Raw genomic sequence first — 24,745 nt, 5'->3', positions numbered from 1 at the left:
CGATGATGCAGACCGTCCTCTACGCCCTGCTGTCCGTCCTCCTCCGGTCCGCCAACAGCGTGTTCGACCGATGGAGCTACGGGCTGCGCAACCAGTCCATCCTGGTCCTCAACTTCGCCAACAACTTCATCCCCTTCGTGCTCCTGGCGGTGCTGCTGCTCGTGGCCAGCGGGGAGTCCTCCGCGTGGGCCCTCTTCGCGGATCCGCGGCTCGCCCTGTTCGCGCTGAGCATCCAGGCCGTCGGCTTCGCGTTCTCCGCGGGCTTCCGCAACCTCCCCGTGGCCAAGGTGAACATCGCGTCGCGGGTCGGGGACGTGCTCATCCCCGTCGCCCTGATGCTGTGCGGACGCACGGTGCGAGGGAGCGAGTACCTCTTCGCGCTGGCGGTGTCCGCCTGCTCGCTGCTCGCCATCCGACCGGGCAAGGAGGGCGCACCGCGCACCGTGGCCCGTTACGCGGTGATCATCACCTCCGCGGTCATCGCCCAGAGCGTCTGCGGCGAACTCTTCTTCCAGCAGGAGCAGTCCCCGGAGCTGTTGAAGAGCCTGGGGGTGACCACCGCCATCATGTTCTGGCGCAGCGCCTTCTGCCTGCTGCTGCTCGTGGCCTTCCGCCCGTCGCGCGAGCGGCTCGCGCAGGTGCGGGCACTCATCGCGGACGGGCCGGCGCGGCTCAACCTGCTGCTGCGTTCGGCGTTCACCGTCGGCAGCCAGATTACGTTCGTCCTCGCCCTGGCGACCGGCCAGCGCGTCATCGCCTGGCCCATCCTCAACTCGGTGACGCTGTTCTCGATGGTGTTCGCCAGCACCTTCATCCAGGAGCACCCGGAGCGCCGCGAGGTCTTCGCCATGGTGGCGGTGGTGTCCCTGGCGCTGCTCAAGGCCGTGCTGTGAGCTGTCGCCCGCTCAGGGTGTGAGCGTCGGCAGCACCTGATCCGCGAACCGGAGCGTCAGCGCGGTGAGCGTCAACGTTGGATTGACGGAGCCGTTGTTGGGGAAGTTGCCGTTGGTGACGGCGAACACGTTGCGCGTGCCGTGCAGCAGGTGCCGTCCGTCCACCACGCCCGTGTCCGGGTCCGGCCCGAAACGCACCGTCCCGACCGAGTGGTCCGCGCGCCGGATGACGCGGGAGACGACCACGTCCTGCTCGCGGCAGCCCGTGCGCTTCATCACCTCCATCAGCGTGTCCGTCATCCACTGCCAGCGCTCACGGAAGCCCTCGCGCGCGGCGTAGCTCACCGCCACCTGGCGGGCACCCGCGCCGTCTCCAGGAAGGATGCGGTTGTCCGGGTGGGGAAACTCCTCGATGAAGCCATGCAGGTTGAAGCGAGGCTCCCGCGCGAAGGACCCCAGGTACTCCGGCCGCAGGCCCTGCGCGGCCCAGGCCTGGAGGTCCAGCTCCTCCGGGTACTCGGAGAAGAGCATCTTGCCAGCCGCCTGGTGCTCCGGCGTGTCGAAGTGGCGCGAGAAGAACGCCGGCATGGGCACCTCGCGGCCGGTGAAGCCCGCTCGCGGCGGCCCCTCCAGCCGGCCCTCCAGCTTGAGCATGGGATGGGTCGTGAGGTAGCGCCCCAGCGCGGGCAACCGCTGCGCGTCGAAGCCCGAACGCCAGAGCAGCTTGGGCGTTTCGAGCGCGCCCGACGCGACCACGAACGCATCCGCGTTGACGGTGGCGGTCCCCCCATCGGGCGTCTTGTGCACCACCCCAGTCGCCTTCCCCGCCTGCATCTGGAGCGCGAGCGCCGGGCTCTCCGCCAGGAGCCGGAACCCCGGGTGCGCCTCCAGCGTGGGCAACAGCAGCGTCGGATCAAAGCGCGCCCCCATGGGGCAGTAGCGACAGGTGCCGAACGTCATGCACGCCCCGCCCACGCCCTCACCCGACTCTCCCCGGCGCGACATGGGGACGTGGTCGTACGTGATGCCCAGCGAGGCCAGGGCGCGGCGCCCGGGCTCCGTCTCCACGGGGTACGGCGGGCTGTTCCACTTGTACGGCGTGGAGCGCCACGGCGTCGGATGACCCGGAGACGGCGTCAGGGGACCGGTGACGTTCAACAACTGCTCGGCCTGGCCGTAGTACGGCTCCAGTTCCCGGTAGCCGAAGGGCCAGTCCAGCCCCTTGCCCGTGCGGGATTTCAGCTCGAAGTCCTCCGGATGGAGCCGTGGCGTCCACCCGCTCCAGTGCAGCGTCGAACCGCCCACGGCCATCAACCGGCTGCCCTTGAGCAGGAAGTGATCGAAGGCGGGGTCCGCGCCAGGAAGCTGGTTGGCGTCCCCCTGGGTGTCCTCGCAGGAATGGTAGGGCCGCACACCCGTGGTGACGAAGTCCAGCCAGCGGCGCCAGTTCCTCATGGGCACCCGGGGGCCGGCCTCCAACATCACCACTTCATGCCCCAGGTGGAGCGCCGCCCGGGCGATGACCACTCCGACGACGCCACTTCCGATGATGCACAGCCGCATGTCTGAGGATTCCCGCCACCCGGAGCCGACGCTCAGGGCTCATTGGAGGGCCGGAAGGAGCCGGACTCCTGGGGGTTGTGCCAGGAGCCGCCCATGTAGCCATTGAAATTGTTGAAGCCGAAGGCCCGGAAGCCACCGCTGACCAGCAGCATGATGGCGATCTCTCCCACCACCCTGCGCCGGTAGAGCTCCGGGAGGGCTTCCAGCCAGGCCACCGACAGCGCCTCGGGGAGCGCGGCCTCGGATGCGTAGCGGGTGTAGGTCCCCAAGTACGACGGAGCCTCCTCGCACTTCTGGCGCAGATAGGCTTCCAGGACGGCCTCGTCGGCGTGGGTCTCGAAGCCCAGGTGACGCGACACCCGCCGTCCCGTCGCGAGCAGGACCTTCGACAGGTCCGGGGGCAGCGGGCCGGTGACCTCCGGAGCAATCAATTGGAGCGGAGGCTCTACCAGCGCGGAGCCGGTCCGCAGCGCCCACACTCCGCCGCCGGCCGCGACCAGTCCCAATCCCAGCAATTGCAGGACCCGTCGGCGCGCCAGGAGCGGTTCGGGCGTGCTCGACGTGGATGTCTCGGACGGTGGCGGTGGTGGAGGGGTGCTCATGTCGACAAGGCACAGCATGACGTAACCGTTGCATTCAGGGCAAGACCCGCCCTCCTCGCGTATCTCGATACCACCGAGTCGGTCGAACCGGCGGCCCCCACCTTGAAGGCCATGAAGATCACCGCCACCTGCCCGAAGAAGAAACCGAACCCCATCAACGGGCAGATGCGTCCCCGATGCCAGGGCGGCCGCTGACGAAGGGATTCGAGCGCAACGACCTGGCAGGTCAATCCCACACGTCTTGGAAAAGCGACGCGACTCGCGTCCATGCGCCACACGCCCGCGCGCACGCTGACGCAGGCGCGTTCAGCCAGCACGCAGAACGTCCATGACCGCGGCAGGCATGGGCCCCGATTCCAACGAATCGCGGCCATGGTCCTGGCCTTGCAGCCGGCCGCGGCGTGCTCCTCACGACCTGCGCCCCACATCCCAACTCCCGCCCCCCGACACCTCCGTCCGCCAGGACACCGGCAAGGAGGCGCCAGTGAACCCCTCCGAGTCATCGGCCCTGACCAGCGCCGAACAGGAGATCGTCAACCACGTCCTCCTGGGCTGGACCAACAAGCAGATCGCCTCGGGCCGTGGCACCAGCGCGGGGACCGTGGCGAACCAGATCGCCGCCATCTACCAGAAGCTGGGGATCTCCTCTCGCGCCGACCTGCTGATCCGGCTCGCGGTGAGTGCCCCGGAGCCCGCCCCTGCCCGGCCCCCACTCACCTGCCTGTCCTCGCGGGAGCAGCAGGTCGTCCTCCAGGCCATCCAGGGACACTCCAACAAGCTCATCGCCATCGAGCTTGCGCTCACCGAGTCCACCGTCGCCACGCACCTGCGCCGCGCGCTCGTGAAACTCCGACTGCGCTCCCGACGCGACCTCATCGTGGAGCTCCAGTGCGCCGTGGCAACCCAAGGCGTCCCCTGAAACACGGTCAACCGCAGCGACCGTCACCGAAGTGCCCATGGATGTGAATGGCGGAATCCGTCATTCCTTTCCCAGACAGATGGATTCACGGTCTGGGAGAAACCATGAGACGCGTCTTCAGTGACCCCTCGCATGAGGCCATGTTTCAGCGCGATGGGGCGGTCGTCGTTCCCCTGCTGGATGCCAGCGAAGTCCAGTCCCTCCACGACGCCTACCACGCCCACCTCCCCAGCGTGGGCATGGGCTTCCACGCCACCATGTTCAGCCGCGACGTGGCGCTGCGCACGCGGGTGGACGTGGCGGTGCGAGAGCTGCTGGCGCCCAAGGTCCTGCCCCTGCTGTCGCGCTATCGCGCCGTCGTGGGCAACTTCGTGATGAAGGAACACGGGCGCCGCGACAGCGAGGTCCCCGTGCACCAGGACTGGAGCTTCGTGGAGGAGCCGCGCCTGCGCTCACTCAACGTCTGGTGCCCCCTGGTGGACACCACGCCCGCCAACGGCCGCCTCCACATCTTCAAAGGCAGCCACAACTTCGTGCGCGTGCTTCGCGGCCCGTTCTTCCCCAACCCCTACGTCACGCTCGCGCAGGAGATCCGCGAGCGCTTCCTCACCGAACTGCCCCTGCGCGCGGGCGACGCCGTCATCTACGACCACGGCCTCGTCCACGCCTCGCCGCACAACGTGAGCGGCCAGTCACGGCTCGCCGTCAACCTGGCGCTGGTCCCCGAGGAGGCCGACCTCATCCACGGCTTCCTCGACCGGAGCCGCGAGGACCGGCGCCCGGAGGTCTTCCGCGTGGATGACGCCTTCTACCTGCGCAACATCGTGGGCGAGCGGCCCCAGGGCATGGAGAGCCTCGGCTTCGCCGATGGCGCCATTCCCCAGTTGAGCTCCGCTGAGCTGCACCAGCTCCACCAGGAAGCCTTCCGGGCGTCCCACGCCACGGTGTCGTGAGCAGTCCCCCTGTACAACCCCAAGGAGCAGAACCATGGCGAAGTTCGTTGGTAGCAAGGAGTTCTATGCGCGCGCCGCCCAGCTCGGGCACAGCCGCGCGGAGATCGACAGCAAGGGTCACCAGGCGACGACCGTGGTGCTCCATTCCATGCAGGAGCTGAAGAAGCTGGTCCAGCCGCTGGACCCGAAGCTGCGCGAGGCACGGCAGGCGCAGCTCGACGCGGTGGCGAACGCCACGGCGGGTCAGGAGCTGCCCCTGGAGCACCACGTCAATGGCTACCTCTTCGGGACCCGCGAGCTGTCCGCGGAGAACGAAGCCCACTGCGCGACGTCGTTCCCGCTGACGCTCTCGCTGGCCTCCATGGGGACCCAGACGCTGCCTCCCGGCGAGACGCTCGTCGGACCCAATGGCAATCCGGCGGTCTGGAATTACGACACCCTCAACATCCCGGATGGCTCGTGGATCACCACGCAGACCACCAACTTCACGCTGACCGCGACCCATCTGGTCATGCAGTACACGCCGCCCACCTGAGCCATCACCTCCCGTTCGTGAAACCCATCTGAACAACCCTGAAACACACGGAAGACACCTACCAATGAGCAAACCCTATCACATTGGCATCATGGGCGCGGTCCAGAACCAGGCCGCCAACGGCAACAACGGGGACGCCGGCGTCAACGGCCCGGGCGGCGAGGGCGGCAGTTGCGTCTGGGGCAACTCCCACTGCGCCGTCGACGGCAAGCGCGGCGTGGACGGCGCCGTGGGGACCGCAGGCCTCGCGGGCCATCCCGGCCTGACGGGCTCCACCGCGCTTCAGGCCGACATCAGCATCGGCACGCTGACGGGCACGCTGGCCGTCTGGTCCCAGGGCGGTCCCGGCCAGCAGGGCGGCAACGGCGGCACTGGCGGCAACGGCGGCAACGGCGGCAACGGCGGCACGGGGCCTTCGTGCCAGGCCGTGGGCTGCGACGGCGGTGACGGTGGCAACGGTGCCAATGGCGCGCCCGGCGGCAACGGCGGCAACGGCGGCAGCGGCGGCTACGCCCAGCAGGTGAACGTCACGGTGACCAACCCGGGCGGGCAGGTGACGACCAACGCCCTGGCGGGCATCGTCGGTGCTCCGGGCAAGGGCGGCGTGGGCGGCCAGCCCGGCGCGGGCGGCCAGGGCGGTGGCAGCGGCTACAACGCCCACAAGGGCAAGCAGGGCGTCCAGGGCACGACGGCGGGCGCCAACGGCGTCGACGGCCAGCCCGGCTCCTCCACCGGCAACATCGGAATCATCAAGGTCGTCAAGCCCCAGGGCTGATGCCACCTCGACGCCCGCGCGGGTGCCGCCTCGTCGGCCCCGCGCGGGTCGCTGTCCGTCCCCTCCCCTCCCCCAAGCACCGCGCTCCATGCTCCCCTCCCACGCCACCTCCCTGGCCTCCCCCGCCCCTCTTCAATGGGAGGGATTGCTGGACGTCGCCGCCACGCTCACCGCGCGCCCCCGCGAGGAGCTCTCCGCGCAGGCCCGCGTGCTGTTGCACGGCGCGCCCTCGCTTGGACGCCATCCCCCGGGCGTCTCCGACCTGAACGCGAACGGCTCACCGCTGCAACTGCTGCTGTCCGGGCGCGAGGAGCGCTGGGGGTCGCGGCTGATTGGCGATCCCTGCTTCGACGAACCCGACGCCGTGGCCCGCGCCCGCGCGAGCCGCGCCGCGCTCACCGCCGCACTCACCGCGGGCGGGGCCCAGGCCCTCACGTCCCACCTGATGCACACGTTGGACGTGGTGGTGCCCTGGGACGAAGCGTCGCTGCGCGAGTACCCCACCGGCATCCTGCGGCTCGCGCTCCCGCTGGGCACGCCGGGCGTGGGCCTCTACGCGAGCCCTCCTCCGGGCGCGGGCGCATGGGACGCGGCGCGCCGCTGGGTGCGCGCCCTGCTGCCCTGGCCCGAGGAGGCGCTGCGCCTCGTGTCCACGCTCGCGCCGGGGTGCCGGCTGCTGGGCGTGGGGCTCGAAGGTGAGAGCCCCGCGCGGGCCCGGGCCAAGCTCTACTGGCGGATGGAGGCTCCCGCGCCGCTGTCCTCCTTCGAGCTTCCGCTGTTGGAAGCCCCCAGCCTCATCGCCTTCCTCAAGAGCGTGCTCGTCCGGGGGGCGGTGCCCCCCAGGGCCCTGACCTTCTCCGCCGGCTTCGAGCTGCGCACCGGCACGCTCGTGGATGCGAAGGCGGACGTGTGCACGCGCAGCGCGGGCCTGTCCCTGGAGCAGGCGGTGGGCGTCCTGAAAACCCAGACGGACGAGCTCCCGCTGCATCCGTTTCCGCTTCGCGATCCGCTGCCCCTTCTGCACGCCCGGAGGGTCGGCATCGGCTGCATCGGGCTCGGCATCGCTCCCGGTGGCGTGCACCGGTTGAACGTCTACCTCTTCCAGCAGTGAGCCCTTCTGCCCCGCCAAGGAGCACACCATGAGCATCGAGACCTCTAGCAACCCCGTGGGCGTCACCGAGGAGGTGACGATTCCGAGCCTCCGCACCTTCCAGAACCTCAACGCGTCCGACGCGGGCCTGACGGACAACATCAACCTCTTCCGCGGCAACGTGTCGTTCCAGCTCCCGCTGCTCACGCTGGAGAACCGGGGCGGTCTGAAGGCGGACGTCCTGTTGAGCTACGACAGCGAGGTGCAGGTGGACGTGTCCACCCGCAACCTGGAGAGCCCCACCGGCATCGTGGGCCTGGGCTGGTCGCTGCCCTACGAGATGATCGTCCTCGATGTCCGGGGCTCGGTGTCGGAGTACGACGACGCGTACTACCTGGCCGCGACGGACGGCTCCCGCAGCCAGCTCTTCCTCACGAACCGCACCCCCACGCAGTGGACGTTCGAGTCGGAGAACGAGGACTTCTCCCGCATCGTCTACCTGCCCGAGCAGCAGGTGTGGCGCATCACCACCACGGACGGGCTCGTGCGCAGCTACGGCGCGGACGTCCAGGCCGGACAGGATCCGAAGGCGCTCCGGATGGCCATCAAGTGGGGCGGCACGCAGGGCAACTGGACCGACAGCAGCGTCCAGGGCGGACAGAGCACCTTCCCCATCAGTTGGAACCTGGCCTCCGTGCAGAACGCGTGGGGCGACCGGATCATCTTCTCCTATTCGCGCTTCCCGGATGATCAGGTCCGCATCGGTGGGCCGGACGGGCTCACGTACAGCCGCGCCTCCTACCTGACGGGCATCCGCGACCCCTCCGGGCGCACGGTGAACTTCCACTACGCGGACAAGATCAACACCCCCACCATCGCGGAGTACCAGAAGCCGCACCAGAACCCGACGTCCAACGTAGAGGCCTTCCAGGACCGCTACGAGACGCGCTTCCTGGACAGCGTCACCGTCCTCCAACACGTGGCCCAGTCGCCCGTGGAGGTCGTCACGTTGCGCCTGCATTACTCCGTGGAGCGGCTGGCGGATCCCGCGACGCCGGGCCCGTCCTCCACGCTCTACAAGCGCTACCTGCGCGGCCTCACCACCGTGAACGGCACGGGCAAGCTGCTGCCCGGCATGCGCTTCGACTACTACACCGGCACGGAGACCACGTCCGGGCCGGTGCACCGGGGCGCGCTCAAGAACATCACCTTCCCGAGCGGCGGCACGGTGGCGTACGACTACCGCGCCCAGCCCCTCCAGGGCACCGCGCTGGACCTGACGCTGCAGCGGACGGATCCGGACTGGGTGCCGGGCATCCCCCGCGCGTGGTTCGGTCCGGACGCCGTCGTCGTCACCCACTACGACGCGGCGGACGGCCAGCGCCTCACCGTCAGCGTCTACGATTGGAACGGGCGGTGGCTCGCGTCCCGGCCGCTGTCCCAGCAGCTCGATTACGGACTGGACCTGTCCACGCTGGACGTGTCGTTCCAGGACGACTTCTTCCTCGTCAGCGGGATGACCGGCGGCGCGGGAACCAACGGACAGCTCGTCGCCTGGGCCGTCACGCCCGCCTTCGGCCGCTATGGGGATTGGGACGCCGTCGCGCTCGACACGCCGGACGTCCTCTCCCAGGACAACAGCTACCAGGCCGTCACCGGACGCGCGTTCGTGGCGCTCGCCGTCGCGGGCCAGTCCGACATCGCCCGGTACACCTGGAACCCGCGCGACCGCATCTGGGTGCGGGACGATCTGCTGCTGTCCACCAGCACGGATGGCCAGTGGACGCTCGGCGCCAATGAGAACGTGCTGACCGTGTGCCAGTACCAACCGGGCATGCCGCTGACGCTCACGCTGCACTACCTGGATCCCGTCACGCGGGATTGGAACGACAGCCTCGCTCCGCTCGACTCGATTCCCCAGTACGTCTGGAGCAAGGAGCTGCCCAAGCTGTCCTTCAGCCTCTCCAGCACCTTCGTCACCGCCACGTACCTGACGGCGGAGGATGAGTCCCGCAACACGGTGGACTACACGGTGCGGGTCTACCCGTGGGACCGGGACTTCAACCCGCTGCCGCAGCCCCCGGCCATCGTCGCCACGGGCGTTCCGGCCGACACGAAAGAGCCCGTCTTCCAGTCCAGCGCCACCGGCAGCCTCGTGGGCAACGTGGGCAACCTGCTGCGCTTCAACGGCGACCAGTGGCAGCGCGGCATCTTTGGCGACTTCAACGAAGGCACGGACGTGGCCCGCTTCGCGTACAGCGGCGACCTGGCCGTGGGCGTGAGCAGCGACAAGAGCGCCATCGCCGCCTATGACCCGTATGGCGATCAGTTCGTCACCATCATCCCCGCTGGTGGCACCCAGGGCCCGGCGTCGCCCACCCTCAACGGGCGGCTCGTCACCGTCCGCAATCGCATCTACGAGCAGCAGCCCACGGGCGAGCTCCTGCTGCTCGACCAGCAACTGCCCCTGGACTCGGTCTACGTGGCGAACCAGGCACCGTACTTCCTTGCGTACGGCATGCCGGATGGGACGTCCTATGCGTGGCTGATGAAGAACGGCGTGCTCGCGCAGGACGCGACGCGGCTCACCGGCCGCGTCTACGTGCCCGACGACGCGGCGGGCCCGGGCACGGAGTTGGTGGGCCCTTCCTCCTTCATGACCTGGGTGGGCGCGTCCTTCGACGAACCGGACTCGCTCACGCTGCACCGGGTGCTCAACCAGCAGACCGGCGGACAGGTGCCGACGTTCGTGGTCGCGTCGGTGGAGTCGGTGGATGGGCTGGGCGTGCCGGTGCAGGCTGCGTTCGACTACAACGTGCCGGGCTCGGTGGGCACCTGCGGGCCGTACGGGCTGGCCAGCCAGTTCAGCATGGTGAAGGCCGCGCTCGGCACGAACCAGACGACGTCGTGCCCGGAGGGCTCCTCCGTCTACCAGTACCAGGACGGCCTCACGCCCCAGGGTGACAGCACGACCACGCCGTACTCGCTTCTCAACGGCCTCTTGAAGCAGGTGTCCGGCTACGACAGCGCGGGCCACGAGGTCGCGCGCACGGTGCGGGAATGGGAGGTGGTGCGCACCGTCATCGACGCGGCCACCGGCGCGTCCCGGAAGCTGCTGGGCGCCTACGTCCGCCAGAAGCAGACGGCGGATACCGTCTTCGACGTGAACCCGATGGGCGCCTCCGCGCAGCCTCCCCTCACCCGGGTGACAGCCACCGCCTACAACGAGGCGAACGGGCAGGTGCGCTCCGTCGTCAGCACCAACTACAACCCGGCGACGGGCAGGGACGAGACCGTCACCGAGTCCTCCATCTACGCCTACGAGAAGTACCCCGCGTTCGCCACGCCCGCTGTGAACCTGCTCGCGCCCCGGGCCCAGCGGACCGTCACCGTGGATGAGGCCATCGTCCTCATCGACGCGACCACCTGGACGCAGGTGGGTGCCCATCAGGCGCCCGCGGCCTTCCGCAATTTCCTCGCGCTCGATGCCGGCGCCACGCTGAGCCCGTCGGACTGGGCCAACACCACCCGGCCCTCCGCTTCGAGCTGGAAGCGGCGCTGGGAGGTGACGCAGCGAGACCTGCGCGGGGAGATCCAGGAGTACATCGCCGAGGACGGGCTCACGAACGCGAAGCTCCTGGACACCACCCAGGAGCTGGTCGTCGCCACCTTCGGCAACGCCAGCCTCGTCGCGGGGCAGGTGGCGTACCAGGGCTTCGAGTCCTACGAGGACCTCACGGGCTGGACGCTCGCGGGCAGCGCGCAGACACTGAACTCGGCCATCGCCTCCGGCGACTCGTTCACCGGCCTGCGCTCGGTCGGCCTGCCCGGCACCCAGGCCGCGTCACCGCTCGCGCGCACCCTCACGGTGACGGAGACCGCGGGCCAGCGCTACATCGTGTCCTGCTGGTTGAAGACGCCCACCGGCTTCGACACGGGTCCGGGCGGCGCCAGCTGCTACGTCACCGGCGCCTCGGGTCCGCTCGCCAATGTGGCCATTCCCGACACGGGCGGCGTGTGGACGTCCTTCTACGTGCTGTTCGACCTGCCGGCGGACAACACCCCCCAAACGCTGACGCTCAGTTTCAGCAACACGCGAGGCAAGGAGCTTCGCATCGACAACATCCGCTTCTCGCCGTTCGCCGCCACCTTCACCGGCTCCGTCTACAACGCGGTGCACCTGGTGGAGGACGCGCAGGTGCTGGACATGGGCGCGATGCGCCGGCGCGTCCTGGGTGACTTCCAGGAGACGGACCTCACCGTGGACGCGCTCGAGGCCGTCGTCTTGATGAAGGGCGCGTACCTCTCCCGTCGCGGCAACCAGGGAGCCTTCAGCGCGGACGCTCCCAACTGCCTCATCACCCTCAAGCCGCGCGGGCTTGCCGTCTACGAAAGCTTCAACGTCGGAGACGTCTTCGCCGGGACCTGGACCAGCGAGGTGCCAGCCGCCTGGACGACTAGCGGCGGCGCGCTCCGCCACATCGCCTCCCACCAGCAGGCCTCCATCCACTACACCGGCTTCCCGGAGCCCACGGAGGGCCTGCCGGATCGCTTCGGCGTGTCGGTCCGCGTGCATCCGGACGGGCTGCTCACCTCGCAGGTGGGCATGCTGCTGGGGCCGGCGCTCCAGCTCCTCTGGCAGCCTTCGCAGGCCACCTGGGCCCTCCAGGAGAACGGCGGCACGGTGGCGACAGCGCCGGTGCGCTCGCTGCTGGACGTGGCCTCGTCATTCACGGGGACGCTCGACGCGGGCACGCTGCCCCCGGAGTTCCTGAACCTGTTCCCCCTGGCCGGCCTCCCGCTGGCCCCGGCCTCCACGGTCGCCGTCGTGTTGTCCGGACAGGCCTGGTGCGTGAGCGACGCGGCCAGCCGCACGCGCTACTACCTGGTGGCGGGCAATGGCTCGGTGCAGGTGACCGCGTTCCCGCAACAATGGCTCGTGCTCGTGCAGGACCAGCAGCTCGCCCTCATCACGGACGGAGGGCTGGCGCTCACCCATGCCTGCACGGAGGTCCCCTCCCGCGACATCGCGCTGGTCGCGACGGATGGCGTGGCGTTCGACCAGGCCTGCTTCATCACCGACCCGGACACGCAGTTGAGCTACCTGGACGGTGGCGGGCGCCTGAACCAGGAGCAGGTGGTGCTCGACAGCGGGCTGCTCGCCACGGCGACGATCCACGACACGGTCGGCCGCGACGCCATCCGCACCCAGGGCGCCGTGCTGACGCCCACCAGCGCGGCGTGGGGCGCATACCGGCAGGACCTGGCCACCTTCGACTGGAGCACGCTCACGATTTCGGGCCTGGTGAAGACCCAGAACCCGGCCTCCGGCGCGTTCCCCTACACCCGTTCGCGCTACGAGTCCTCGCCGCTGGGCCGCGAGGTCGAGCGCGGCGTGCCGGGTGAGGCCTACGCCATCCCCACGAGCATCAGCACTCCGGCGCATACCGCCCGCTGGGAGTACGGGCTCAATGACGGAAGCCTCGGCGTAACCGCGGGCAAGCTCGCGCGCACCACCGCCATCACCCCGGATGGCATCACCTCCATCTCGATGGTGGATCAACGCGGCTCCAGCATCCTCACCGCCGTGAGGAGCAGCGCGGCCTCCGCTCCCGCCGTGTGGCAGGTCACCCGCAACGTCTACGACGCCGCGGGCCGGTGCACCTCGACGACGATGCCCATGGGCTGGACGGACACGTTCAGCTCCGACTTCATCGGGCAGCCCCTCACGGAGGTCCGCGCCAACGCAGGCACGACCCGGTCCATGTACGACGCCCGGGGGCGGCTGCGCTTCCAGCAGGACGCTCGGGGTGCCGCCGCGACGACGCCCTACATCCGCTACTGGAAGTACGACGTGAAGTCCCGCGTCGTCGAGGAGGGCTGCGCGCCGTCCGACTGGCCGGGGACCCTGGCCCAGCACGTCGAGGATCCATCCTTCCCCCAGGCGACGGCGTCCAACCTCTACACCTACGACCTGGTGAGCCCGACCCTCACGCCCGACAACCTCTTCTCGCTGGGCCAGCTCGTGAAGGCGGTGAGCCAGAACGAGGTCGATCCCGCGGTGGCGGGATCCGACAGCTTCACGGCCACCGAGATCCTCACCCACGACATCTACATCACCGTCACGGAGTACTCAGTCCAGGTGCCGGGCGATGCGACGCCCCAGGTGACGTACTACACCTATGACAACCAGGGAGATGTCGCGGCCATCGACTACCCGGGCACCGATGGCGTGTCGTTGGGCTACCAGCGCGACGTCGCGGGGCGGGTGGCCCGCATCCTCGTCAACGACCAGCGCATCGCGGCGTACACGTACGGGGCGAATGGCGGCATCGCCACGGAGGCCCTGTACTCGGATGCGGGCCAGCAGGTCGGCGTGACGCGGACGTTCTCGTATGCGCCGCCCGGCTGGCTCCAGCAGACGCAGGGCAGCCAGTTCAGTGAGACCACCGACTACGCGCTGCCTCCGGGTGGAGGCGCTGGTTGGTACGGCGGCATGCCGTCGCGCATCACCACCGCGGCCCGCGGTCCGCGCCCCGAGCGCGTGTCCAACTTCGGGATGGATCCGCGCGGCTGGCTGTCGAGCGTCGACGCCAGCGATGGCCAGGGTGCGCAGCCCTACTCCTACGATGCGAACGGAAACCTCACGAAGCAGGCCGACATCACCCAGACGTACACGCAGGCCACGCAGGACCGCGCGCAGAGCCTCACCGCGCCGCCGGAGGCCGTCACCTTCGGCTACGACGCCAACGGCAACCAGACGACGCTCAGCGACACCACCGGGGGCAGCGGCGGCTCCACCTCCACGTGGGACGGCTTCCGCGACCGGGTGCTGGAGACGCGGATGGGCAATGGCACCCGGGTGGACGTGCGCTACGGCCGCGACTCCCGGCGGATCCAGAAGACGGTGACGCAAGCCACCGGTCAGTCGGTGGCCAAGCTGTACCTCCGGGGCGCGGGCAACGACGTGCTCGTGGAGGTGTCGGGGTCCAGCAGCGTCCAGTACATCTGGGGCCCGCGCGGGCCCGTGCAGCTTCGCACTGGAAGCCTCCGGGCCTTCATCGTCACGGACCGGCTCGGGTCCATCCGCGCGGTGCTGGACGAACAGGCGAACCTCATCGCGGGCTACGACTACCTGCCCTACGGCGACACGGCGGGGGGCGCGCTGGGCCCGCAGCCGGACATCATCCCCTACCGGTTCGTGGCCCGGGAGCTGGATGAGACGGGCGACTACGACTTCCGGGCCCGGATGTATTCCCCGCGCCAGGGACGGATGCGCTCCACGGATCCACGCCATCAGTTCAGCAGCCCGTACGCCTACGCGGGCAACAACCCGCTGATGTACATCGACCCGGACGGCGAGTTCGTCGTGGAGCTCATCACCGCCATCGGCCTCGCGATCGCCGCCGCGGCGGCAGAAGTCGCGGCGGCGGCAGCGGCAGCAGCCGCGGCAACGGCAGCAGCCATCGTGGAGGTGGCCCCCGCCATCGCGATTGGCGCGGGACTCGGGGCCGTGGCGGGCATCGTGAATGGCGCGGTGTCCGTGGCCAGCTCCGGAGCCAAGGGCAGCGAGGCGGCGGGCATCTTCTTCGGCACCCTGGCGATCAGCACCGTGGGCGGCGCGCTGGGCGGCGGGCTGACGGGCGGCGTGGCGATCGCGGCGCAATCGCTCATCACCAACGCGACCCTGGCCACCGCCACGACGATCGCGGTGGGCGCGGTGGTGGAGGGCGGCGTGGCCTCGGCGCAGGGCTCGGCGCAGGCAGCGCTGATGGGAGCCGATCCCGCGACGGCGGCCTGGCAGAGCTTCATCACGGGCACCATCGGTTCGGCGGTGGGCGGAAGTGTCTCCGGCATCCTCAAGAAGCCGCTGAGCACCCCCTCCTTGAAGGGCACGCTCCAGGCCACGATCAGGGGCGTGAGCGGTGGCGTGGCGGGAGGTCTGGCCAGCGCGTCGGTCGACGCCGCGCTCACGAAGTCGGATGCCACCTCCACGCTCACCGGCTTCATCCAGGGTGTCGCCTTCGGCGCCCTGAACGGACTGGTCCCGGAGGTCATCAACTACAAGATCGAGAAGCACTCTCAGGCCCGCAACGTCCAGACCACCATCATCAACGACGACTCGGGGCTGTGATGCGCACCGGTCCGGCCATCGAGCGCGCGGTGGACTTTCTCGCGCGGCGGCAGCTTCCGCACGGGGAGTTCGCCAGCGCCCTGCACTTCGACTCCCACCTCCGGGATGCCGGCACGTTCGACTCCTCCCCGTTCGTGACGACCTTCGTGCTGCACGCGCTCGACTTCGTGAGCGGGCCCACGGTGGAAGCCCTGCGCGAGAAGGCACGCGGCTTCCTGCGGGAGGAGCAGGAGGCCCCCGGCGTCTGGCGGTACTGGTCTTCGCGGAATGGGAAGCCCATCGACCCCGACGTGGACGACACGTGCTGCGCTTCATTCGCGCTCCGGGACGACGCGGGGATGGAGCGCAACGTGCCCGCGCTGCTTTCGAACCGGCACGCGTCGGGACTCTTCCTGACGTGGCTGCGTCCGCTCACGCAGAACAACGACCTGGACGCGGTGGTGAACGCGAACGTGCTGCTGTACCTGGGCGAGCGGCCGGAGACGCTGGCGGCCCGGGACCTGGTCATCGAGGAGATCCTCCAGGGCCGCGATGCCCGGGCGAGCTCGTACTACGTCCAGCCGCTCTCCCTGCACCATGCGGTGGCGCGGGCGTTCGAGCACGGCGTGCGGGGCTTCAGCGTCTGCAAGGACGCGGCGGTGGCGCGCTCGAAGCAGGCGCTCGTGGCGCAAGGGGGCTCGCTGTCGCTCGCGATGGCGCTCTGCACGCTGCTCGCCCACGGGGTGGACCTGGGCCCGGAGGAGCACCGGGCGGTGGAGACACTGCTGGCGCGGCAGACGTCGGAGGGCGGCTGGGAGCGGGAGGCGTTCTACGCGGGCCCGGAGCCGCCCACGCCGCACGCGGTGTTCTGGGGTTCGGAGGAGCTGACGACGGCGCTGTGCCTGGAGGCGCTCGCGCGCGTGGAAGGACGGTCCGCATGAGCGGCGCGGTGAAACAGGTCCTGGCCTTCCCGGGGGGCACGGTGATGGACGGAGCGTGGGTGCTGGGGCTCGCGCGGCGGGAGCCGGTGTTCTGGGAGATGCTCCAGGCCGGGGATGCGCTCGTCCGCCAGGAGGCGGGCTGGTCCCCGTTGCTGGAGCTGCGCGCGGAGGGAGGTCCCCGCCTCGCGGTGTCGGTGACGTTCCCCCTGGTGGTGGGGGTGCAGGTCGCGGCGCTGGCGGCGCTGCGCGCCCACGGCGTGGATGGGGATGCGGTCTTCGGCGTGTGCGCGGGCGAGGTGTCCGCGGCCCACGCGGCCGGCGCCTTCGGCTGGGAGGACGCGCTGCGGATCGCGCTCCATGGAGGACGAAGCCTGGAGCCCGAGGCCCGGCGCCACCGCATGTTGATTGCCTGGCTGCCAGAGTCGGAGTGCGCCTCGCTGCTGGCGACGCTGCCAGCGGGCGCGGTGGGCATTGGCGCGAGGATGGAACCGGGTGTCACGGTGCTGGCGGGAGACGCGGACGCGGTGGCGGTGCTCGCGCGAAGGCTCACGATGGCGGGCGTCCGCACGCGGGCCCTGCCCTTTCCGTGGGGCGTCCATGTGCGCTCCCTGAGGGAAGGACGCGCGGTGCTCGAAGCCGCGCTGGAAGGACGTGGGTCCCTGCCCCTCACCCGGCCCATGCTGTCCGGCGCACGGGCGCGGTGGTTCGAGGAAGGAGCGTCCGTGGCGGCCACGCATTGGTGGGACATGCTCCGCGAGGAGGTGCGTTTCCTGCACTCGGTGCAGGCCCTGGAGACGGTGGGAGCACCGCTGCTCATCGAGGTCGGGCCCGTCGCGGAGATGTCCCATCTCGCGCCACGGCTGGGCGCACGCGCCATCACGCTGGAGACAGCGCTCTCCACGGCAGGCGCCTTGTCATGAGTCTTCGTCCAGGACAGGGCGCCGTTCCCCCGGAGGCCCACGAACCGCCCCGGGTGCTTCACGACGAGGCGCGGGGCATCTTCGTCGTGCGAGGTGCACGGGAAGTGGAGGCCGTGCTCCGCGACGACACGCGCTTCAGCGCGGGCACGCTGGGCGTGGACAGCTTCGAGCTTCGCGCGCCCGGAGACGCCGCGCCGCTGGCCGCCCGGGACACACTGCTCGCGTCGGATGCACCGGTCCACCCGCACCTGCGCCGCCAGCTTGGCGCGGCGTTCTCCACGAGGAACGTCGCGCGGCTGGAGACCACCGCGCGGGCTGAGTTCGACGCCGTCATGGCGGTGAGTTCCCCCCGTGGAACGTGTGATGTCATCGATGACGTCTGTGTTCCGGTGGGCGTGGCGGTGATGACCTCGTTGCTCGGCCTGGACGAGGCCCGCCGTGCGGACGTCGCGCGGTGGATGCGGGTGTGCGCGCTGTGCAACGCGCAGTCGCGTCCCCCGTGGCTGCGGGCCTCCTTCGAGGACATGGTGCACGAGCTGTCGGAGGCACTCGCATCGCTCCCGGTGACGACGGAGCCGGGGCTCTTGGCCTCGCTCGTCGCCGCACGGCAACGGGGCGAGCTTCAGGCCGCGCAGGTGTTGGACCTGACGGTGACGGTGATGAAGGGCGCGGCGGATACCACGTGCCTGCTGGTGGGCAACGCGCTGGTGGCGGCACAAAGGGCGGCTGGGGAAGGCCCTCCCGCGCCCCGAAGCGCGGAGGCCCTGACCCTGCTGCTGGAAGCGTCCCTGCGGCAGGACGCCCCCGTGCAGCTCACGGTGCGAGAGGCCGTGGAGGAGGTGTGCCTCGCAGGGGTGGAGATTCCCAAGGGCGCGCGGCTGCTGCTGCGGTTGGGCGCGACGGGCCGCGACGCCTGCCCGGTGTCTCCGAACGAGGGAGCCGCGCGCGCGCCACGGCATGGGTTGGCGTTCGGTGCGGGAAGCCATCGGTGTCCGGGGGCGGGGCTCGCGATGATGCAGGCCCGGGTGATCCTCGAAGGGCTGTGGAGGACGCCAGGCGTGTTCCACGTCGACGTCCGAGCGATGGAGCCCCATGGGCTCGCGGCCCTCCGGGGCCCCCGGCATCTGCCCCTGCGGTGGTGAGCCTCCGGGTTCGGCTCGGGTGCGCTCAAGCCTCCTGCAAAGCGATATCAACGTCTACAGCCTGAACGCGTGGCTCTCCACCAGCACCACCTCCCCGTTACTCCGCCAGTTGCAACAACGCGTCGAAGTGGGAGTTCTCGAGGATGTGAAGCGTCTCGTAGAAGGACTCGGCCTGCAGGCCCGACCACGCGCCCATCTGCGGGCTCGGGCTGAGCCAGAACGAACGCTTCGCGTGATCCAGGCGCAGCGCGCCCACCAACCCGCGCTTTCCCTGATGCACATTCACGCGCAGCACCCGCAGCGTGCCCCGGGAGACCTCCCCCAACAGCGCCCCGGACGCATCCCGCGCGATCAGGTCGTGCGCGGAGAGCTCCAGGTGCACCGCGGGATCCTTGCAATGGGTCGAACCCTGGGCATCCACCTTGATGACCAGGTAGAGCGTTCCAAATACCGAAAAGTTGAGGCCAAACAGGAACAACAAGCCCGCGCCCCCCCCCATGCTGAAGCGCGGCCAGGAACTCCACGCCTCGATGCCCACGGCGCACACGAGGGTCGCCGGAACGACGATCTTGAAGAGCGCCATCGCGAAGCGCGTGCTGTTCAGCTCCCACAGGGTGAAGCGCTCCAGGGGTCGGCCCTTGCCGCGGCCTGTCCGCTCCGCGGAGCGCTCGTTCGCTGATTCCATGGCCCCACGATGAACGAATCCCGCCCCGAGGCGAAGCATCAACGGACCTGGGACTTGCCAGGGCCCTTCCGCACCGCGTCGTGACACACGGTCGGCCCGTGGCCGGTGCGGGGCCCTGGGGGTCTTCCTCGTGGAGGTGCTGCTCGCCGGAAAGGGAGCGTCGCTTCCGCTTCATTCCCCCTGGAGGATGCCCATGCGAAAGATCCCTGCTGCGTCACCCGTGGTGTGGCTGGCCCTGTGCACACTGCTGGCCGCCGGGTGTGGCGGCACCGAGAAGTCCGACCCCACGCTCAACACGGGAGGCGACAACCTGGGAGCGGACACGACGGACACCTCCGACGATCCCGCTGAAGCTCCGGACAGCCTCGGGAAGATCACCCTCTGTCACATTCCCCCTGGCAACCACGCCAATGCCCACACCGTGACCGTGGGGCTTCCCGCCATGGCGGCCCACCTGCGTCACGGCGATACGCTGGGCGCCTGCGGCGGTGACGGGGGAACTCCCGGTGATGGCGGCACGTGTGAATCGGATGGCGGCAGTGCGGACGCGGGCACCGGCGGTGACGTGGATGCCGGCCCCGTCTGCAGCCCCGAAGGCGCTGATTGCTCCGTCGAAGGGCCGGACTCCTGCTGCACGGGCCTGTCTTGCCTCGAAGGCCGGTGCTGGGCCGACATCGGCTGAGTCCTCTTCAAGCACTCCAAGGCTCGCGCGCAGTCCACCGCCCGCGAGCCCATCGGGTCCGCGAGGGGGGAGGGCCCGGTGGTGGCCCGTCCCTCCCCCACCGCGTCCAACCTCAGGGAGACGAGGGCATGCCGGAGCCGAGGTCACCCCAGCACCGGGCAAGGCCCCGGTTCGTCAACGCGCAGGTGTGGTTCGCCCCGCTGCTGACCTGGGTGAACTCCTGTCCCCAGGGCGGGCTGGCCTGGTTGGAGTAGTCACTCCCCCAGCACTCGAAGCCAGGACCGCCGCTGACGAGGGAGCAGGCGTGGGAGCTGCCCGGCGTCACACGGGAGCCGGTGCCGTTCGGTCGCGCTGGAGAGGAGCCGGCCTCCGGGTCAGAACCAGCTGTAGTCCATCGCGAAGGGCAGCTTCTCCTTCAACACCTTGAAGTCCCCCGGACTCCGGGGGATGAGCCGCACCTGGTCGTACGCGTGATGGGCGTCGTCACGAAGCGCCGCGGGCACTTCCTTCTGGGAGTGCACGTTGTAGTGCGGAAAGAGCTTCTGCTTCACCTCGATCGCGAAGGCATCGCTGTGGATGTGAAGGCTCATCTCCCCGTCATACTGCATGCTGCGATGACCGAAGTTCGCGCTGCCCACGATGACGTGACGCGAGTCGATGATCATCAGCTTGGAATGGACATAGATTTTCGTGCTGGCATCGTAGTGGTCGCTGTTGGACGGGAACCTGACGGGGCAGTAGAACTGGACACGGGGTGTCTCGCCTTCCGTCAGGTCCACACCATCAATCAGCTCCAGGGCCACCTCCAGCGGCTTGCTCACGCCCTTCTGGCCCTCCACCGGGGCAGGACGCATCTGGAGCTTCGCACCCTCCATCCAGCTCTTCGGCTTCTTCGCGTCGAGGACCTTGTAATACACACCCTGCTCGTTGTTCACAGGGTCGATGGCCTCCTGGAGCCGCAAGCTACGCAAGGTTTCGTCCAGCTTGCCCTTGGTCCCCTGCTTCTCCTTGAAGCTCGCCAGCAACATCCGCGTGTATGCGATGCGTGACAACTGCGTGTTCGCATGAGACGGGTCGCAGGCCTGATCCGGAATCACCACACAGACCTGGAATTGCTTCTGCGTCTTCAGCTTCCGGCAGATCTCCGTGACGATCTCCGGTTCGAAGAACTGGTAGTTCTCCGCATAGACATACGAGGTGGCTCCCTGAAGGAGCGTCTTGATTTCATCCCGGATGCTGTGTTCGGTGCCGAGGGCGGAAACCCCCGTCGTCAGCACGGAGATCGCCAGGCCGCCGCTCTGGGGCTGGTCCTTCAGGAGCCCCCGGACCTTTCCCCGGACCTTGTAGCGCGGCGGCCCTTTCCAGACCATGAACGAGTCGCTCGAGACCTGGCGATCCCAGCGGCGCAGCCACTCCTCCTCGATATCGAGGGTCACCGGTCCCTTCACCAACACCGCCGTGTCGTGGAGGGTGTGCCCCTTGTCGGTGATGGGGTGCTTGCCATGGTGATAGGCCGTGTCCCAGTACTCCTCCTCCATGTTGAAGCCGCCCACCAGCGCCTTGAGTTTCCCCCGGACGGAGAAGAGGGCCATCTTCTGGTGCAGCCCCAGGCCCACGCCCTTCGTCAGCCGGGCCGGATGCCCCTCCAGGTAGACGAGGATCTTGTCCTTGTACCCGTGCAGCAGCTTGTCCACGAGGTGGTTTCCGTCGGACACCTTCGTCGCGAAGTTGTCGGAGCCGCCCACGTTCCCCGTCAAGAGGTCCGGATCCCACAGGATGATCTCCACGTGGACGCCCAGGTCCGCCAGCTCCTTCAGGGCCACCTCGAGCGTGTAGGCGGGCTCGTCTATCTTCAGGGGCAGGTGGGGATCCATCGCCCAGTAGGCCAGCCGGACGTAGGTGTTCTCGGGCACTGCCGTGGGGACGTTCGACTTGTCCTCCGGCTTCGACAGTGACTCGGACTTGTCGGTGGCGCTGCGCTTCACCTCGTCCAGACACTCGACGAAGGCGGCGAAGAAATCTTCCCCATCCATCAGGAACTGCGCGCTGTTGCTGCCGCTCGTCCGCTTGCTCATGGGCGGACACTACAGGAGCAGCCTCGGAATTCGACCACCCGACAGGTGGGCCTTCCAGCGGAGAACCGCGCCACACCGGACCGTGCCGACCGGGCCGCGCGGTTCTCTTCAACGGATCAGCTAGAGCGCCGAACAGGTTAGGTCACGCTGCGAGTTGGTAACGCGCGGCGACCTCGAGGTTTTGGACGACCGAGAGTCGCCTGAGGTCAAAGAGGTTGCGGCGCGTGCCTCTGTAACGGGCCTTCGGGCCCTGGCGGTTGGCGAGATGAGCCAGGCGATGTTCGACGCCGACACGCTCGCGGAGTTGTGCGCGGCCCGCGCGCGACTGCAGACGTGAGCGAAGGCGCTGCTGGAGCCGCTCATCGTCACCCATCGTGACGCTGCGCCCCTTGCCGGATGCGGCCTGGGTACAACTGGGGCGCAGCTTGCACGGCCCGCAGGCTTCCGGGTCGAAGTGCACGACGGCGCCGGGCTCGAAGGGCTCCACCTCGCCCGCGGACATCGCGAGTGGGCCTTCCTGACCGCGTGGAACCCGGGCTCACGGCCTCGCGGCAAGGAAGAGAATCAGCGGGAGCAGGAGCGGCTGACGTCCCAGCTCGTCGCGGGCGGCTGGGTGGTGGCGCCCGCCATTGGCGAGGCCGAGGACTGCAGTGGGTCCGAGCAGAGCCTCTTCATCCCGGGACTGCCCCGCGCGGAGGCGGAGCGCTTCGGTCGCGCGCACGGTCAGGTGGCCGTCCTGGTGGGTCGCACCGGAGGTCCCGCGGAGTTGCTGCTGTGTGGCAACGAAGCGCCGCCATCCGCACCATGAGTACGGGCGATAGCCGCAGACCCGTGTCGAGACGAAGTCGGGGCGCGAGCTTCACCGTGCCGCCATGAAGTCGCGCCATCGTCTACGAACCAGAGTAGGTTCCCCCTCCCTGTTCGTTGGAGTTCCGTCGATGCCACAAGCCACACCGCGCTCGTCACTTCTGGGAGCGCGTCCCAGCGTCTTCCGGCTCGCCGGAGCGTTCGTCACCGGCATGTTCCTCTTCGCCCATGGCGGCTGCGGAGGTGACGAGTGCCAGGACGCCGCCGACTGCCGTGAAGACAAGGGACCGCCGGCTTCGAACACGGAGTGGGTCTGCGAAGACAAGCGCTGTGAGCAGCATTCCGTCCAGGTGCCGCCCCCGGATTCCGGCACGGACGCGGGGACGCCCGACGCGGGGACGCCCGACGCGGGGACTCCCGACTCGGGTCCCACCACGGTGAGCGTGCAGGTGCTCGCGTTCAATGACTTCCACGGGCAGCTCGAGGAGCCCGCGGGCCAGATTCTGACGGGCGTGGCCCCCGACGGTGGACCGGTGCGGGTGAACGCGGGCGGCGTGACGTACTTCGCCCGGCACATCGCGGCCCTGCGGGCCACCAATCCGAACACGGTGGTGGTAGCGGCGGGAGACCTCATCGGCGCCTCCCCGCTGCTGTCGGGGCTCTTCCACGACGAGCCCACCGTCGAGGCGATGAACCTGATTGGCCTGGACCTGGTCGCGGTGGGCAACCACGAGTTCGACGAGGGCAGCACGGAGCTGTTGCGCATGCAGTCGGGCGGCTGCCACCCGGTGGATGGCTGCCTGGACGGGGATGGCTTCCCGGGCGCGAAGTTCAAGTTCCTGGCGGCCAACGTGGCCACGGGCGTGGACCGCACGCTGTTCCCCCGCTACGACGTGCGCGAGTTCGAGGGCGTGAAGGTGGCCTTCATCGGCATGACGTTGGAGGACACGCCGGAAATCGTCACGCCCACGAGCGTGGCGGGGCTCACCTTCAAGGACGAAGTGCAGACGGTGAACGCGCTGGTGCCGGAGCTGCGGCGGCAGGGCGTCGAAGCCATCATCGTGGTGGTGCACCAGGGCGGAATTCCGACCTCGGGCTCGCTGGTGAACGAATGCAAGGGCGCGGGTGCGGACGGCCTCATCTCAGGTGCCATCGTGGGCATGGCCAAGGGCCTCAACGACGCGGTGGATGTCATCGTCAGCGGCCACACGCATCAGGCCTACAACTGCGTCATCGATGGCAAGGTCGTCACGAGCGCCTCGTCGATGGGGCAGCTCGTCACGGACATCGACCTGACGTTGAGCAAGGCGACGGGCGACGTCGTGGAGGCGCGAGCGAACAACGTCATCGTCACTCGCGACGTGCAGGAGGTCGGCGCGGTGAAGGAGCTGGTGACGAAGTACCAGGAGCTCGTCACGCTGAGGGCCAACCAGGTCATCGGATGGGTGTCGCAGACGCTCAGGACACAGACGGACTCCGCGGGCCAGTCCACCCTGGGCTTCGTCATCGCGGACTCGCATCTGGAGGCGACGAAGCCCGCGAACCTGGGTGGGGCGCAGGTGGCCTTCATGAACCCGGGCGGCGTGCGCGCGGACATCGCCCAGGGCGAGGTCACCTACGGCGAGGCCTTCACCACGCAGCCGTTCGGCAACAGCCTGGTCACCCTGACGCTGACGGGCGCGCAAATCGAGCAACTGCTGGAGCGGCAGTGGCGGCCGTCGGGAGCCACCCTCATGCTGCTTCCGTCGGCGGGCTTCACCTATGCGTTCAGCGCGTCGGCGCCCATCGGAAGCCGCGTCGACCCGGCGTCCATCCGGATCAACGGCGTGCCAGTGAGCCTGACGGCGGAGTACCGCGTCACCGCGAACAACTACCTCGCGAGTGGGGGTGATGGCTTCCCGGTGTTCGCCGAGGGGACGAACCGGCTGGGTGGCGCCGTGGACAGCGACGCGCTGGAGGCATACCTGAAGGCGCACAGCAGCATGGCGAGCCCCTTGCCCGCCCCCGCGCTCAATCGCATCACCATGCTGCCCTAGAGCACCGAACAGGT

At 69.2% G+C, this 24,745-nt stretch carries 18 protein-coding genes and 1 pseudogene; 13 read left to right on the top strand and 6 right to left on the bottom strand.

Translation table 11 applies throughout. The annotated features are described in order from the left end of the window. The first annotated feature begins 2 nt into the window (after nucleotides 1–2). The gene (locus OV208_RS12340; protein ID WP_267574031.1) at nucleotides 3–893 is read left to right on the top strand and encodes a hypothetical protein; all 891 of its coding nucleotides are present in this window, start codon (nucleotides 3–5) and stop codon (nucleotides 891–893) included. Between the two features lie 12 nt (nucleotides 894–905). Here OV208_RS12340 and OV208_RS12335 read toward each other — a convergent pair whose 3' ends face one another. Together OV208_RS12335 and OV208_RS12330 are read right to left on the bottom strand one after the other, a co-directional pair. Continuing rightward, nucleotides 906–2,456 (bottom strand): GMC family oxidoreductase N-terminal domain-containing protein, encoded by a 1,551-nt coding sequence (locus OV208_RS12335; protein WP_267574030.1) that lies wholly within the window; start codon nucleotides 2,454–2,456, stop codon nucleotides 906–908. Nucleotides 2,457–2,488: 32 nt separating this feature from the next. Continuing rightward, nucleotides 2,489–3,058: a hypothetical protein gene (locus OV208_RS12330; protein ID WP_267574029.1), complete on the bottom strand. Its 570-nt coding sequence runs from the start codon at nucleotides 3,056–3,058 to the stop codon at nucleotides 2,489–2,491. A gap of 484 nt (nucleotides 3,059–3,542) precedes the next feature. Here OV208_RS12330 and OV208_RS12325 point away from each other — a divergent pair, with 484 nt between their 5' ends. The 9 genes from OV208_RS12325 to OV208_RS12285 all read left to right on the top strand — a co-directional run bounded on the left by OV208_RS12325 (nucleotide 3,543) and on the right by OV208_RS12285 (nucleotide 18,446). Continuing rightward, on the top strand, nucleotides 3,543–3,977 hold the full coding sequence (locus OV208_RS12325) for a response regulator transcription factor (RefSeq protein ID WP_267574028.1): 435 nt from the start codon (nucleotides 3,543–3,545) through the stop codon (nucleotides 3,975–3,977). Between the two features lie 104 nt (nucleotides 3,978–4,081). Further along, the gene (locus tag OV208_RS12320) at nucleotides 4,082–4,930 is read left to right on the top strand and encodes a phytanoyl-CoA dioxygenase family protein (RefSeq protein ID WP_267574027.1); all 849 of its coding nucleotides are present in this window, start codon (nucleotides 4,082–4,084) and stop codon (nucleotides 4,928–4,930) included. 34 nt (nucleotides 4,931–4,964) lie between these two features. After that, nucleotides 4,965–5,465 carry a hypothetical protein gene (locus OV208_RS12315; protein WP_267574026.1) on the top strand — a complete coding sequence of 167 codons (501 nt, stop codon included), beginning with the start codon at nucleotides 4,965–4,967 and terminating at the stop codon, nucleotides 5,463–5,465. A 64-nt stretch (nucleotides 5,466–5,529) separates the two neighbouring features. After that, on the top strand, nucleotides 5,530–6,240 hold the full coding sequence (locus OV208_RS12310) for a hypothetical protein (RefSeq protein WP_267574025.1): 711 nt from the start codon (nucleotides 5,530–5,532) through the stop codon (nucleotides 6,238–6,240). Nucleotides 6,241–6,328: 88 nt separating this feature from the next. Then, complete coding sequence (locus tag OV208_RS12305; RefSeq protein WP_267574024.1) at nucleotides 6,329–7,351, top strand: hypothetical protein; 1,023 nt, start codon at nucleotides 6,329–6,331, stop codon at nucleotides 7,349–7,351. A 28-nt stretch (nucleotides 7,352–7,379) separates the two neighbouring features. Continuing rightward, nucleotides 7,380–15,464 carry an RHS repeat domain-containing protein gene (locus tag OV208_RS12300; RefSeq protein WP_267574023.1) on the top strand — a complete coding sequence of 2,695 codons (8,085 nt, stop codon included), beginning with the start codon at nucleotides 7,380–7,382 and terminating at the stop codon, nucleotides 15,462–15,464. After that, nucleotides 15,464–16,384, top strand: coding sequence for a hypothetical protein (locus OV208_RS12295; RefSeq protein WP_267574022.1), 921 nt, complete (start codon nucleotides 15,464–15,466; stop codon nucleotides 16,382–16,384). The genes OV208_RS12300 and OV208_RS12295 overlap by 1 nt, the downstream gene beginning before the upstream one ends. Continuing rightward, on the top strand, nucleotides 16,381–17,304 hold the full coding sequence (locus tag OV208_RS12290) for an acyltransferase domain-containing protein (protein ID WP_267574021.1): 924 nt from the start codon (nucleotides 16,381–16,383) through the stop codon (nucleotides 17,302–17,304). The genes OV208_RS12295 and OV208_RS12290 overlap by 4 nt, the downstream gene beginning before the upstream one ends. Further along, nucleotides 17,301–18,446: a cytochrome P450 gene (locus tag OV208_RS12285; protein ID WP_267574020.1), complete on the top strand. Its 1,146-nt coding sequence runs from the start codon at nucleotides 17,301–17,303 to the stop codon at nucleotides 18,444–18,446. Before OV208_RS12290 ends, OV208_RS12285 begins: the two co-directional genes overlap by 4 nt. A 97-nt stretch (nucleotides 18,447–18,543) precedes the next feature. Here OV208_RS12285 and OV208_RS12280 read toward each other — a convergent pair whose 3' ends face one another. Further along, nucleotides 18,544–19,131, bottom strand: coding sequence for a hypothetical protein (locus OV208_RS12280; RefSeq protein ID WP_267574019.1), 588 nt, complete (start codon nucleotides 19,129–19,131; stop codon nucleotides 18,544–18,546). A gap of 193 nt (nucleotides 19,132–19,324) precedes the next feature. Between OV208_RS12280 and OV208_RS12275 the strand changes: the two genes are divergently transcribed. Further along, entirely contained in the window at nucleotides 19,325–19,813 is a 489-nt protein-coding gene (locus OV208_RS12275; RefSeq protein ID WP_267574018.1) for a hypothetical protein, read from the top strand. Between the two features lie 112 nt (nucleotides 19,814–19,925). Here OV208_RS12275 and OV208_RS41355 read toward each other — a convergent pair whose 3' ends face one another. The 3 genes and pseudogenes from OV208_RS41355 to OV208_RS12260 form a co-directional block, all read right to left on the bottom strand. Beyond that, a complete protein-coding gene (locus OV208_RS41355; protein ID WP_420715014.1) occupies nucleotides 19,926–20,138 on the bottom strand; it encodes a hypothetical protein in 213 nt (70 codons plus the stop codon). Nucleotides 20,139–20,187: 49 nt separating this feature from the next. Beyond that, a complete protein-coding gene (locus tag OV208_RS12265) occupies nucleotides 20,188–21,888 on the bottom strand; it encodes a phospholipase D-like domain-containing protein (RefSeq protein ID WP_267574016.1) in 1,701 nt (566 codons plus the stop codon). A 142-nt stretch (nucleotides 21,889–22,030) separates the two neighbouring features. Further along, a pseudogene (locus OV208_RS12260) lies at nucleotides 22,031–22,381 on the bottom strand (transposase); the annotation flags it as partial. Between OV208_RS12260 and OV208_RS12255 the strand changes: the two are divergent. After that, nucleotides 22,343–22,696, top strand: a complete 354-nt coding sequence (locus OV208_RS12255; protein ID WP_267574015.1) for a DUF3293 domain-containing protein — start codon at nucleotides 22,343–22,345, stop codon at nucleotides 22,694–22,696. The pseudogene OV208_RS12260 and the gene OV208_RS12255 sit on opposite strands and share 39 nt — an antisense overlap. 130 nt (nucleotides 22,697–22,826) lie before the next feature. Beyond that, nucleotides 22,827–24,731: a bifunctional metallophosphatase/5'-nucleotidase gene (locus tag OV208_RS12250; RefSeq protein WP_267574014.1), complete on the top strand. Its 1,905-nt coding sequence runs from the start codon at nucleotides 22,827–22,829 to the stop codon at nucleotides 24,729–24,731. Nucleotides 24,732–24,745 lie beyond the last annotated feature (14 nt).

The sequence above is a fragment of the Corallococcus sp. bb12-1 genome (assembly GCF_026626765.1).
GTDB lineage: Bacteria > Myxococcota > Myxococcia > Myxococcales > Myxococcaceae > Corallococcus > Corallococcus terminator.
Note: the sequence above shows the minus strand (reverse complement) of the source record. Positions and strands in the feature narration are given on the sequence as shown.